Consider the following 12,386-nt stretch of genomic DNA (forward strand, 5'->3'; position numbering starts at 1 on the left):
CGGTCAGAAGCCGAGGCGGCCCAGCAGCTTCGGGTCGCGCTGCCACTCCTTCGCGACCTTCACCCGGATCGAGAGGAAGACCTGGCGGCCGAGGAGGCGCTCGATCTGCTCACGGGACACGGCGCCGACCTCGCGCAGCCGCTGGCCGCCCTTGCCGATGATGATGCCCTTCTGGCTGTCGCGCTCGACGAAGACGTTCGCGTAGATGTCGATCAGCGAGCCGTCCTCGCGCTCGACCATGTCGTCGAGAGTGACGGCGAGCGAGTGCGGGAGCTCGTCGGAGACGCCCTCGAGCGCGGCCTCCCGGATGAACTCGGCGATGCGGGAGAAGAGGTCCTCGTCGGTCACCGCCTCCTTCGGGTAGAGCGCCGGCGACTCCGGCATCAGCGCGAGCAGCTCGGAGGCGAGCACGTCGAGCTGCTCGGAGGTCACCGCCGAGATCGGGACGATCGTGTCCCACTCGCGCAGCTCCGAGACCGCGAGCAGCTGCTTCGCGACGGACTTCTTCGACGACAGGTCGACCTTGGAGACGATGGCGACCTTGCGCGCGCGGGGGAAGGACTCGAGCTGCTCGCTGATGAAGCGGTCGCCCGGGCCGATCGGCTCGTCGGCCGGGAAGAGCATCCCGATCACGTCGACGTCGCCCAGGGTCGAGGTGACGAGCGAGTTCAGACGCTCGCCCAGCAGGGTGCGGGGGCGGTGGATGCCCGGGGTGTCGACGACGATCAGCTGGCCGTCCTCGCGGTGGACGACACCGCGGATCGCGCGCCGCGTCGTCTGCGGCTTCGAGCTCGTGATCGCGATCTTCTCGCCGACGAGCGCGTTGGTGAGCGTCGACTTGCCGACGTTGGGACGGCCGACGAACGACACGAATCCCGCCCGGAAGGGCGTCGTGGGAGGGCTGGTGTCGGTCATCGTGCGTCCTCGATCGGTGCTGTCGTTGTCGGTGCTGCTGCCAGCACCGGTGGTGTGGTCGTCGGGGTCTTCTTCCGACTCTTCTGGTCGTCGGTCTTCGTCTTCCTGGTCTTCTTCGGCGCGGAGCTCTGGCCCTTCGGCGTCTCCTGCACGGCCTCGGCCTGCGGGTCCCGTGAGGCGGACTCCGCGGGGCCGTCGCTCTCGCCGTCGTCGGTCACGACGGCGATCGGTCCGGTGCCCGGCTCGCGGTTGGGATCGTAGTCGGGATCACGGCGCACGATGACCGTCGAGATGGTGCCGCGGCGCGGATCGGCCTGCTCCGCCTCGAGGATCACGCCGTCGATGCGGGCGATCGCACCCCGCTCGGGCAGGCGGCCGTAGGCCTTGGTCAGCAGGCCGCCGACGGAGTCGACGTCGTCGTCCTCGAGGTCGAGCTCGAACAGCTCGCCCAGCTCGCCGACCGGCAGGCGCGCCGAGACACGGTAGACGCCGGGCTCGGTCTCCTCGAAGAGGTCGACCTCGCGGTCGTACTCGTCCGAGATGTCGCCGACGAGCTCCTCGATGAGGTCCTCCAGGGTGACGAGGCCGGCGATGCCTCCGTACTCGTCGACCACCATCGCGAGGTGGTTCGACTCGAGCTGCATCTGCCTCAGCAGCTCGTCGGCCTTCTGGGACTCGGGCACGAAGAGCGCCGGCCGGGTGAGCTCGGAGACGGCGTCGGCGTCGTCGGGGCGCTCGTAGGTGTGCCGGGCGACGTCGCGGAGGTAGAGGACGCCCAGGACGTCGTCGACGCCGTCGCCGATCACCGGCAGGCGGGAGATCCCGCGGCTGAGCAGCAGGCCCATCCCCGCTCCGACCGAGGCCGTCGCCTCGATCGTCACCATGTCGGTGCGCGGCACCATGACCTCGCGGACGAGGGTGTCGTTGAACTCGAAGATCGAGTGGATGAGCTCGCGGTCGTCCTGCTCGAGGACGTCCTGCTCGGTGGCCTCGTCGACCATGCTGAGCAGCTGCTCCTCGGACGAGAACCCGGCCGAGCGCCCGGTGCCGGGGGTGACGCGGTTGCCGAGGGCGACGAGACCGTGCGCCACCGGACCCAGGGCCACGCGCAGCACGTGCACGAGGGACGCGCTCGTGCCGAGGACGGCGCGGGCGTGCGCCCGGCCGACGCTGCGGGGGCTCGAGCCGACGAGCACGAACGAGACGGCCGCCATGATGAGGATCGCGAGCAGCAGGGCCAGCCAGAGCTGCTCGACGACGACCATCAGGACGGCGGTGACGAAGACGGCGGCCGTGGTCTCGGCGGCGATGCGGGTGAAGTTGACGACGTTGACGTGGGCGCTCAGATCGCCGGCGATCGACCGGAGGGCGCGGGCGCTCCGGGAGTGGTTCGCCATGTCGAGCAGGTCGCTGCGCGACAGGACGCCGAGCGCGGCGTCGGTCGCCGCGAGCCAGCCGCCGACGGCGACGAGGGCGAGCGCGGCGACGAGCAGCTGGACGGTCAGCACGGTGTCCTACCGTCGGCGTTCGCTGATGTGGAAGCCCACGAGGATGTCGCGCTGGATGCCGAACATCTCGCGCTCCTCCTCGGGCTCGGCGTGATCGAAGCCGAGCAGGTGCAGCAGCCCGTGAGCGGTGAGCAGCTGCAGCTCGTCGAGCACCGAGTGACCGGCCGCCTCGGCCTGGCTCTGCGCGACCTGCGGGCAGAGCACGATGTCGCCGAGGAGCCCCGCGGGAGTCTGCTCGTCCTCGGTGCCCGGGCGCAGCTCGTCCATCGGGAAGCTCAGCACGTCGGTGGGGCCCGGCTCGTCCATCCACTGGACGTGCAGCTGCTCCATCGCCCCCTCGTCGACCAGCACGATCGCCAGCTCGGCGTCGGGGTGCACGTGGAGCGAGTCGAGCGCGTAGCCGGCGAGGCGCAGCAGTGCCGCCTCGTCGACGGGGACGCTCGACTCGTTGTTGATCTCGATGCTCACGGGGTGGGGGCTTCTCTCGGTCGGGCGGTGTCAGCCGCGGGGGCGCTTGGGCTGGCTCTCGCCGGCGGTGCGGACGGGGCCGCCGCGGCGCTCGGCGCGATTGGCGAACTCGCGCGCCTGCTCGCGCTCGAAGTGCTGCGCCTGCTTCTGCTGGTCGTACTCGGTGTAGGCGTCGACGATGCGGCCGACGAGGCTGTGCCGCACCACGTCCTCACTGGTGAGGCGCGAGAAGTGGATGTCGTCGATGCCGTCGAGCACACGGGTGACGAGGCGGAGGCCGCTCGCACCCGTCGGGAGGTCGACCTGGGTGATGTCGCCCGTGACGACCATCTTCGAGCCGAAGCCGAGGCGGGTGAGGAACATCTTCATCTGCTCGGGAGTGGTGTTCTGCGCCTCGTCGAGCACGACGAACGAGTTGTTGAGCGTGCGACCGCGCATGTAGGCGAGCGGAGCGACCTCGATCGTGCCCGCGGCCAGGAGCTTCGGGACGTTCTCGGGGTCCATCATCTCGTTGAGCGCGTCGTACAGCGGGCGGAGGTACGGGTCGATCTTGTCGGTGAGGGACCCGGGCAGGTAGCCCAGCCGCTCCCCCGCCTCGACCGCCGGGCGCGTCAGGATGATGCGCTCGACCTCCTTCCGCTGGAGGGCCTGCACCGCCTTCGCCATGGCGAGATAGGTCTTGCCCGTTCCCGCAGGGCCGATGCCGAACGTGATCGTGTTCTCGTCGACAGCGTCGACGTACTCGCGCTGCCCGAGGGTCTTCGGGCGGATGCTCCTGCCGCGCGCGGTCAGGATCGCCTGCCCGAACGCCTCCGCCGGCGACACGGGGCCGCCGTTCTGCAGGATCCGCGCGGACTCGCGCACGCCGTCGGGATCGAGGTCGTGGCCGCCTGCCGTCATGAGCACCAGTTCTTCCACCAGGCGCGCCGCGGAGGCGACGGGGTCGCGCTCGCCGTCGAGCGTCACCTCGTTGCCGCGCACGTGCACCCGGACATCGGGGAATCGTCCTTCGACCGCTCGGATGAGCCGGTCCTGAGGTCCGAGGAGGCGCACCATGGCGACTCCGTCGACGGCGATGACGCGGTGCGCCGGGCCGGTGAGGGGCGTGGCGGCGGTGGTGCCGCCGGGGAGATCGGGGGTCGGAACTGCCGGGCTGTCGCCCGAGTGGTCAACCGGTGGCAAGGGAGCCTTCCGTCAGGTGTCCGCCCAGGACGTGGGCGTGGACGTGGAACACGGTCTGACCGGCCTCTTCGCCCGAGTTGAACACGAGGCGGAACTGCCCGCCGGCGTGCGCGTCGGCCAGGGTCTGCGCGACCTGGACGATCTCGGCGAGGAGGGCGGGGTCGGCGGCGGCCAGGGCGGCGACGGTCGCGTACTCCTGCGTCTTGGGGAAGACGAGGAGGTGGACCGGCGCCTTCGGCGCGATGTCGGTGATGGCGAGGATGCGCTCGTTCTCGAACACCACGTCGGCAGGGATCTCGCCCCGGACGATGCGGGTGAAGACGGTCGGTTCGCTCATGCGTCCATCGTAAAGGCGGGCACCGGCACTCGGGGGCGCCGTTCGCCGAGGGCGCGCGTCACCAGCGGCCGAGTCGCGCCGAGAGCAGGGCGATGGCGGCCGGTCCGGCGGTCGAGGTGCGCAGCACGGAGTCGCCCAGCGCGACGGCCTCGGCCCCCGCCTCCTCGAGCGCTCGCAGCTCCTCCGGGGCGATGCCGCCCTCGGGGCCGACGACCAGCACGAGGTCGCGCCCGTCGGGCACCACGGCCGAGAGCCGGGAGGCGGCACCGGGCTCGAGGACGAGGATCCGCGCGGTCGCGGCGCGCTCCACGACTCCGCGCAGAGCCGTCAGGGCCGACACGTCGGGCACGCGGGCCCGGAGGGACTGCTTGCTCGCCTCGCGGACGATGCTGCGCCAGCGCTCCCGGCCCTTCTCCTCCTTCGTCCCGGACCACCGGGACACGGAGCGGGCGGCCTGCCACGGCACGACCTCGTCGACTCCCAGCTCGGTCGCCGCCTGGATCGCGAGCTCGTCGCGGTCGCCCTTGGCGAGGGCCTGCACCAGCACGAGGCGGGGGGACGGCGCCGCCGCCTCCTCGACCGACTCGACGAGGAGCGCGACGCGCGACGCCTCCGCGCTCTCGACGACCGCCGTCGCGACCCGCCCGCGTCCGTCACCGACGCGCACGGTCTCGCCCGCGCGCAGACGGCTGACCGTGGCGGCGTGGCGCGCCTCCGCCCCGGTCAGCACGAGCCGACCGCCGGAGACGAAGTCGCCGGAGTCGAGCGACTCGTCGATGTAGTGGTGCGCCACGCCCGGGTCAGCCCAGGAAGCGGTCGCGGAGCTTCGAGAACAGCCCCTGCTGGAAGTGGGTGAGCGCCGGCTTCTGCGGCTTGTAGTGCTTCGCGAACTCCTGGACGAGCTCGCGCTCGCGGTGGCCGAGCTTGGTGGGGGTGACCACCTGGATGCCGATGCGCAGGTCGCCGCGCCCGTTGCCGCGCAGGCGCGTGACTCCGCGACCCTTGATCGTGACGATCTCGGTGCTCTGCGTGCCGGGCTTGACCTCGATCTCGATGTCGCCGTCGAGCGCGGCGAGCGTCGCGGTCGAGCCGAGGATCGCATCCGTCATCTGCACCTCGAGGGTGCAGAGCAGATCGTCGCCGTTGCGGCTGAAGACGTCGTGGTGCTTGACCTTGATCTCGAGGTAGAGGTCGCCGTTGGGGCCGCCGGCCGGGCCGACCTCTCCGCTGCCCGGCATCTGCAAACGCAGACCGGTGTCGACGCCGGCGGGGACGTCGACGGGGATCGTGCGGCGCGCGCGGACGCGGCCCTGGCCCTGGCAGGTGGAGCACGGGGTCGCGATGACGGTGCCGTAGCCGCGGCAGGTGCCGCAGGGGCTCGCGGTCATCACATTGCCCAGCAGCGAGCGGACCGTGCGCTGGATCTGGCCGGAGCCGTGGCAGATGTCGCAGGTGACCGGCGAGGTGCCGGGCTGGCAGCACGACCCCTGGCAGGTCTCGCAGAGCACGGCGGTGTCGACCTCGAGGTCGCGGTGGGTGCCGAAGATGACCTCGTCGAGCGAGACCTCGACCCGCAGGAGGGCGTCCTGCCCGCGCTCGCGCCGCGATCGCGGGCCGCGCGACGAGCCCTGGGCGCCCTGGCCGAAGAAGGTCTCGAAGATGTCGCCGAAGCCGCCGAAGCCCTGCGCGCCGCCCGGGAAGCCCTCCTGGGGCCCGCGGTCGTACTGCTGGCGCTGCTGGGCGTCACTCAGGACGTCGTAGGCGTGCGTGACGAGCTTGAAGCGCTCCGAGGCATCCGCACTGGGGTTGACGTCGGGGTGCAGCTCGCGCGCGAGGCGGCGGTACGCCTTCTTGATCTCGTCGGCGGAGGCGTCGCGGGCGACGCCCAGCACTTCGTAGTGATCGGCCACAGGTGGCTTCGTCCTTCGTTCGTGGGTCGGTGCGCCGGGCACGGCGGACCTGTCGGGAGCCGGAGGGACCGGCGGAGGATCGGTGTCACTCCTCGCCGAGGAGGCGGGAGAGGTAGCGGGCGACGGCTCTGACCGCCGCGATGTTGCCGGAGTAGTCCATCCGGATCGGCCCGAGGACGCCGAGGCGCGAGACCTGACCGCCCGCGGTGTTGTAGCCGCTGGTGAGGACGGACGTCTCCTGGAGGCCGAAGGGCGCGTTCTCGCGGCCGATGCGGACCGAGATCCCTCGCGGGTCGGGAGTCATCTCGGCGAAGAGGCGCAGAAGCTCGACCTGCTCCTCGATCGCCTCGAGGACGGGGTAGATGCTGCCCGAGAAGTCCTCCTCGGTGCGCACCAGGTTCGCGGCGCCCGCCATGACCAGGCGGTCCTGTCGATTGGCGCCGACCTGCTCGAGCAGGGTCTGCAGGATCGGCGCGAGCGTCTCGCGTCGCTCCGGGGCGAACCGCTCGGCAGCGGACTGCAGCGTCTCGGCGGCCGCCTGGAGGCCGAGGCCGAGGACGGCGGTGTTGAGCTTGGCGCGGATCTCGCCGAGCAGCTCGTCGTCGACGTCGGCCGGCGTCTCGAGCACCCGCTGGTCGACGCGGCCGGTGTCGGTGATCAGCACCGAGAGGAGGCGTCGCGGGGCGAGGGCCACCAGCTCGACGTGCCGGATGCGGGCGGCGCCGAAGGAGGGGTACTGCACGAGGGCGACGCTGTTGGTCAGCTGCGAGAGCAGCCGCACCGTCTTGACCAGGACCTCGTCGAGATCGGGACTCTGACCGAGGAAGGTCTCGATGGCCTGCCTCTGCGCCGCGGTCAGCGGACGCAGATCGGTGAGCTGGTCGACGAAGAGCCGGTAGCCCTTGTCGGTGGGCACGCGGCCGGAGGAGGTGTGCGGGGCCGCGATGAGCTCCTCCTCCTCGAGCTGGGCCATCTCGTTGCGGATGGTCGCCGCCGAGACTCCGAACGCATGGCGCTCGACGATCGACTTCGAGCCGACCGGCTCGCGATGCGCGACGTAGTCCTGCACGATGACGCGCAGCACCTGGAGACCCCGCTCCGTCACCATGCGATCGACCTCCCGTCGTGCTGCTCGTGCACCTCGTCGCGGGCCCTGGCACTCCGCGAGAGTGAGTGCCAATCATAACCGCGTGCGAGGGAGCGGGGCGGGGTTGCGCTCGGAACGGCGTGGTGCTCGGGACATTGCCCGCGGGCGGCGGCGGCAGTACCGTGAGCGCGCGGTCGGAGGCGGTCGACGCGCGACCGGCCGGTGCGCACGTCTCCCGACGCGCGCCGGAGCGCGTCTTCTGAGAGGAATCGACCATGTCATCCCCCGACGCAGGCGGGTCACCGCAGCCCGCTCCCCGCCCCGCCGCCGCCCCGCTCACCGAGTCGGAGGACCGCCAGTGGGCCTCGTTCGCCCACCTCGGCGGCATCCTGTCCTTCCTCCCGTCGCTCATCATCTGGCTCGTCTTCAAGGAGCGCGGGCGATTCACCGAGGCGGAGGCGAAGGAGGCGCTCAACTTCCAGATCACGCTGATGATCGTCCACGTGGTCGCGTGGATCCTCTCGGCGACGATCGTCGGAGCGATCATCGGCATCCCTCTGGACCTCGCCGCCTGGGTCGTCTCGATCGTGTTCTCGATCCTCGGGTTCCTGAAGGCCAAGGACGGGGTCCCCTACCGCTACCCCTTCGCCGTCCGCCTCATCAAGTAGGACGACTCGCGCGACGCCCGCGCATGCCACGATGGACGCCGAGCGCTCGGGGGTCGCCCGACGCGCAGACGTCGGAAACAGGAGACCACCATGTCGGCCACCCCTCCCCCGCCCCCCGCCTACGGGACTCCCGCTCCGCCGCTCAACCCGGCGGACGAGAAGACCTGGGCGATCGTCACGCACGTCCTCGGGATCTTCTTCAGCTTCCTGCCGTCGCTGATCGTCTTCCTGGTGTTCAAGGGCCGCGGGCCGTTCCTCGAGGCCCACGCCAAGTCGGCCCTCAACTTCCACCTGACGACGCTCATCGCCTACGTCGCAGGCACGATCCTGACGTTCGTGTTCATCGGCGTGATCGTGTTCTTCGTCGTGCCGATCCTGGTCATCGTCTTCGGGATCATCGCGGCGGTCCGGGCGAGCGCGGGCGAGTACTACACGTACCCGCTGAGCATCCCGTTCTTCAAGTAGGAACGTCCGCGCAAGTAAGGCCGGAAGCCCCCTTGCTCCCGAAATCTCGGGATTCGGGGATTCCGGCCTTACTTGTGAGCCTCAGCCGTCGGTGAGGCGGCGGACGACCGCGTCGGCCAGCAGGCGGCCTCGCAGTGTCAGCACGATGCGGCCCTGCAGGGCGGCGCGACCGTCCACGAGGCCGTCCGCGATGAGGCCCGCCACGTCGCGCCGGTGCTCGGGGTCGATCGCATCGATCGGCAGACCGTCCGAGAGCCTCGAGCGCAGCAGCACGTCCTCGACCCGGCGCGTGTCGGCGTCGAGCGTCTCGCGCCCCGCGGCCGGTGAGTCGCCTGCGCGCAGGCGGTCGGCGTAGGCCGCCGGGTGCTTCACGTTCCACCAGCGCACCCCGCCGACGTGGCTGTGGGCGCCCGGTCCGACACCCCACCAGTCGTGGCCGAGCCAGTACGAGAGGTTGTGCCGCGAACGGCGCGCGTCGTCCAGGGCCCAGTTGCTGACCTCGTACCAGGAGTAGCCGGCGGCGGCGAGGCGGGCATCCGCGAGCTCGTACATGTCGGCCGTGAGGTCGTCGTCCGGAGTCGCCACCTCTCCGCGGCGGATCTGCCGGGCGAGCTTGGTGCCGTCCTCGACGATCAGCGCGTAGGCCGAGAGGTGGTCGGGGCGGTTCGCCAGCGCGGAGTCGAGCGAGCGCTCCCAGTCGGCGAGCGACTCCCCCGGCGTCCCGTAGATCAGGTCGAGGCTGACCTGCAGTCCCGCCTCGCGCGCCCACTGCACGACGAGAGGCACGCGCTCGGGGTCGTGCGTGCGCTCGAGCGTCGCCAGCACGTGCGGGACGGCCGACTGCATCCCGAAGCTGACGCGGGTGAAGCCGGCGTCGGCCAGGGTGCGCAGGTACGCGGCGTCGACCGAGTCGGGGTTCGCCTCCGTCGTGATCTCCGCCCCGTCGGCGATGCCGAAGTTCGCTCGCAGCCCGTCGAGCATCCGCACGAGATCTCCCGCGGGGAGCAGCGTCGGGGTGCCGCCTCCGAAGAACACGGTCGCCGCCGGACGACGGGGCAGCCCGGCGCGCTCGAGCACGGCGGCGCCCAGCTGCATCTCGCCGATCGCCTGGCCTGCGTAGTCCTGCTGCGATGCCCCGCGGAGCTCGGTGGCCGTGTAGGTGTTGAAGTCGCAGTAGCCGCAGCGCACCCGGCAGAACGGCACGTGCACGTAGAGACCGAGGTCGCGCTGCTCGACCCCGTCTACGACGGAGGCGGGCAGCAGGCCGTCGAGCGGAGCGGGATCGGCGAGCGGGAGGGCGCTTCCCACGTCAGCTGACGCGCGCCGGCAGCAGCGCGCGCAGGTACTTCTTGACCTGCCGCTTCTGCACGGAGCGGAGCACCGGGGCACCCAGGCGGTAGAGGGCCGTGGAGGGGCGCGAGAACACGCGGATGACGAGCCAGACCGAGTCGTCGGCGCGCTTCTCGACGACGAACGACTCCTCGCCGCTCTCGGGGTGGCCCTCGAGGGTGCCATAGGCGAAGCCGACCTGGTCGGGCTCGTCCACGACGTAGACCACCCGCACCGGAGCGTCGACCGTGCGGCCGAGGAGCGTGACCTTCAGCACCGCGGTCACCCCGGCGGTGATGTAGGGGGTGCCGTCGGGGGCGAAGTGCTCCTCGGTCGGGCGGCTCGCCAGATCGATCGGGGTGCCCGCGGCGTCGAAGTTCACGCCGGTGTACTGCACTCCACTGCCGGAGGTGATGTCGGCGACGCGGATGCCGCTCCCGCGCTGCACGCCCCACGTCATCAGCGACGCGGTGGTGATGGCGAAGCGCTCGGCGCCGGAGCCGAGGCGGGCCTCGAAGCGCTCGGCCGTGAATCCGTCGGGCGGGTACTCGAGCAGGTCGGGTGCGAGGGTCCCGCCGACCGCGGCGTAGGTGACCTGCGGCTGCCCCTCGAAGCTCGAGCGTCGGATGCTCACGGCGTGCTCCTCTTCTCGGCTGCGGTGATGGGGCGGTGGTCCGATGCGGTGGGCCGCAGCGGGCCCGTGCGCAAGACTCCAGGGTATCCGATGCACCCGAGCGAGTGCCGATCGTGCGCGGGGGCCGGATCCGGCGCTACTGTTCTCGCGACGTCTCCCCTACTCGCGGACGATGTCGGATCGCGGGGGCGCAGTGCGGAGCAGGACGACGACATCGGGAGCGCGAGCGCTCCGCCCGGCCGCCTGGGGGCTCGCACTGCTGGTCGCGGTCGGCGGACTGGCGGGATGCCAGGGCCGCTCCGGTGCCGACGACGGACCGGCCGCCGCGCTGGCTCCCGCCTCCGCAGTGCCGACGCAGACCGCTGTCGAGCCCACGCCGGAGGCACCGGTCGCCGAGCCGAGCCTCGAGCCGCTCGCGACACCGACCCTCCGGGAGACGCTGCCGCGCGACTACGGCACCGGGCAGCCGGTCTACGACCTCTCCTCCGACACCGATGCCTTCGTCTACCCCGCGGCGTTCGACGAGAGCGAGCGGGCGAACGCGGACATCTGGATCGAGCAGCAGCGGATCATCGCCCAATGCATGCTCGACCAGGGCTTCGACTACACGTACATGCTCTGGTGGGAGCGCCCGAGCGGGCCGCGCTCGGGCGACGACCCGTCGGAGGGGTCGCTCTACCCCGCCGGCTCGCCGGGCTCCGTCGCCGAGTGGGGCGAGCAGACCGACGGCCCCTACGACTGGACGACCGCGGGCTGCCACGGCTACGCCGTGCACGTCACCGGTCAGGACGACGCGCACTGACCCGGAGCGTCACGCCTCTGAACCCGACCTTGACGCGACCTGTGCGCGCCGACAGGATCAGGACGGCGCCCGATCCGGGCGCTGAGAACCACAGAGGGGGACGCACGTGGCTCGACGCCCGCGCACGATCATCGGAGGCCTCGGGGCCGCCGTCATTCTCACCACGACGGCGGCGGGCGCACTGCTCGGCGCAGGTCCGGCACTCGCCTACGACGAGGTCGACCAGGGGGCCAACGGGGGCACGGTCGAGGTCGACTTCGGCCCGGAGTGGGCCGGCTGGACCGCTGTCGCGGGCTTCCAGGTGCCCGGCTCGGGCGGAGTCGTCTCGTGGACGACCGACTCCCTCGACGCCGAGGGCACGGGGACCCTCGAGACGCTCGCCGGCCCGCTCAGCGTGTACCTCTCGAACCCGAGCGACCCGACGGACGACCCGCCCGTGGACACCTTCTCGCTCGCCGCCTACCGCGGCGAGACGGTGTCGTGGGTCGTCGACCCCGACACCGATCAGGCGACCCTGGTCGGAGAGGCGCCGGTGCCGACCGCGCCGAGCCTCGACGAGCTCGAGAACGGCGGACTCGTCGCCCTGACCGACTACAGCATCGCCCCCGCCGAGTACGAGACCGGAGTCGCCTTCGACCTCACAGTGAGCGGACTCCAGTACGGCGAGACGCCGAACGACCTCGACGGCAGCTCGATCACGAGCTACCTCTACTCGGAGCCCACGGCGATCGGCACGACCACGGTCGTCGGAGGCGCGTACACGCAGACGATCCCCGCCGAGTTCACGACCGACCCGCACACCTACGCCTCGTTCGACCAGTACGGGCGCCTGATCGCGGCGGCCACCCTCGACGGCGGCGCGTCCTCGGGCGGCGCTGTCCCGACTCCGGCGACCACGGCGACGCCGACGTCGACCCCGACGACCGTGCCCGTCACGGCGACGGGAGGGAACGGTCGCGGATCGCTCGCGAGCACCGGCGCCGACGCGGCACCGTTCGCGATCGGCGGCGCGGCGCTCCTGCTGCTCGGCGGCGCGGTGCTCCTCGTGACCCGACGTCGGGCCGCACGCGACTGATCGACG

Annotated in this window: 14 protein-coding genes; 4 read left to right on the forward strand and 10 right to left on the reverse strand. The window is 71.6% G+C overall.

What is annotated here, in order from left to right:
• Window positions 1-3: 3 nt before the first annotated feature.
• From era to hrcA, 8 genes are all read right to left on the reverse strand, one after another.
• Window positions 4-915, reverse strand: coding sequence for a GTPase Era (gene era / locus GRS92_RS16445; RefSeq protein ID WP_159858476.1), 912 nt, complete (start codon window positions 913-915; stop codon window positions 4-6).
• The gene (locus GRS92_RS16450; RefSeq protein ID WP_235022085.1) at window positions 912-2,423 is read right to left on the reverse strand and encodes a hemolysin family protein; all 1,512 of its coding nucleotides are present in this window, start codon (window positions 2,421-2,423) and stop codon (window positions 912-914) included. Before GRS92_RS16450 ends, era begins: the two co-directional genes overlap by 4 nt.
• A 6-nt stretch (window positions 2,424-2,429) precedes the next feature.
• Window positions 2,430-2,891: an rRNA maturation RNase YbeY gene (ybeY, locus tag GRS92_RS16455; RefSeq protein ID WP_159858479.1), complete on the reverse strand. Its 462-nt coding sequence runs from the start codon at window positions 2,889-2,891 to the stop codon at window positions 2,430-2,432.
• Window positions 2,892-2,921: 30 nt separating this feature from the next.
• Entirely contained in the window at window positions 2,922-3,947 is a 1,026-nt protein-coding gene (locus GRS92_RS16460) for a PhoH family protein (protein ID WP_159858746.1), read from the reverse strand.
• Window positions 3,948-4,059: 112 nt separating this feature from the next.
• Window positions 4,060-4,410: an HIT domain-containing protein gene (locus GRS92_RS16465; RefSeq protein ID WP_159858499.1), complete on the reverse strand. Its 351-nt coding sequence runs from the start codon at window positions 4,408-4,410 to the stop codon at window positions 4,060-4,062.
• A gap of 58 nt (window positions 4,411-4,468) precedes the next feature.
• The gene (locus GRS92_RS16470; protein ID WP_159858502.1) at window positions 4,469-5,203 is read right to left on the reverse strand and encodes a 16S rRNA (uracil(1498)-N(3))-methyltransferase; all 735 of its coding nucleotides are present in this window, start codon (window positions 5,201-5,203) and stop codon (window positions 4,469-4,471) included.
• A gap of 7 nt (window positions 5,204-5,210) precedes the next feature.
• Window positions 5,211-6,320 (reverse strand): molecular chaperone DnaJ, encoded by a 1,110-nt coding sequence (gene dnaJ / locus GRS92_RS16475; protein WP_159858505.1) that lies wholly within the window; start codon window positions 6,318-6,320, stop codon window positions 5,211-5,213.
• A gap of 85 nt (window positions 6,321-6,405) precedes the next feature.
• Window positions 6,406-7,428 (reverse strand): heat-inducible transcriptional repressor HrcA, encoded by a 1,023-nt coding sequence (gene hrcA / locus GRS92_RS16480; protein ID WP_159858508.1) that lies wholly within the window; start codon window positions 7,426-7,428, stop codon window positions 6,406-6,408.
• 254 nt (window positions 7,429-7,682) lie between these two features.
• Between hrcA and GRS92_RS16485 the strand changes: the two genes are divergently transcribed.
• Both GRS92_RS16485 and GRS92_RS16490 read left to right on the forward strand, forming a co-directional pair.
• The gene (locus GRS92_RS16485) at window positions 7,683-8,075 is read left to right on the forward strand and encodes a DUF4870 domain-containing protein (protein WP_159858511.1); all 393 of its coding nucleotides are present in this window, start codon (window positions 7,683-7,685) and stop codon (window positions 8,073-8,075) included.
• Between the two features lie 90 nt (window positions 8,076-8,165).
• Window positions 8,166-8,540, forward strand: coding sequence for a DUF4870 domain-containing protein (locus tag GRS92_RS16490; protein WP_159858515.1), 375 nt, complete (start codon window positions 8,166-8,168; stop codon window positions 8,538-8,540).
• An 81-nt stretch (window positions 8,541-8,621) separates the two neighbouring features.
• On the opposite strand, the gene hemW is transcribed toward GRS92_RS16490, so the two are convergent.
• Both hemW and GRS92_RS16500 read right to left on the reverse strand, forming a co-directional pair.
• Window positions 8,622-9,848 (reverse strand): radical SAM family heme chaperone HemW, encoded by a 1,227-nt coding sequence (gene hemW, locus GRS92_RS16495; RefSeq protein WP_159858518.1) that lies wholly within the window; start codon window positions 9,846-9,848, stop codon window positions 8,622-8,624.
• Between the two features lies 1 nt (window position 9,849).
• Window positions 9,850-10,503, reverse strand: coding sequence for a DUF1990 family protein (locus GRS92_RS16500; RefSeq protein WP_235022086.1), 654 nt, complete (start codon window positions 10,501-10,503; stop codon window positions 9,850-9,852).
• 172 nt (window positions 10,504-10,675) lie between these two features.
• Between GRS92_RS16500 and GRS92_RS16505 the strand changes: the two genes are divergently transcribed.
• Window positions 10,676-11,305, forward strand: a complete 630-nt coding sequence (locus tag GRS92_RS16505) for a hypothetical protein (RefSeq protein ID WP_159858521.1) — start codon at window positions 10,676-10,678, stop codon at window positions 11,303-11,305.
• A gap of 106 nt (window positions 11,306-11,411) precedes the next feature.
• Complete coding sequence (locus GRS92_RS16510; RefSeq protein WP_159858523.1) at window positions 11,412-12,380, forward strand: LPXTG cell wall anchor domain-containing protein; 969 nt, start codon at window positions 11,412-11,414, stop codon at window positions 12,378-12,380.
• The last annotated feature ends 6 nt before the right edge of the window (window positions 12,381-12,386 follow it).

It is taken from the genome of Rathayibacter sp. VKM Ac-2754 (assembly GCF_009807095.1).
In the GTDB taxonomy this organism is placed as follows: domain Bacteria; phylum Actinomycetota; class Actinomycetes; order Actinomycetales; family Microbacteriaceae; genus Rathayibacter.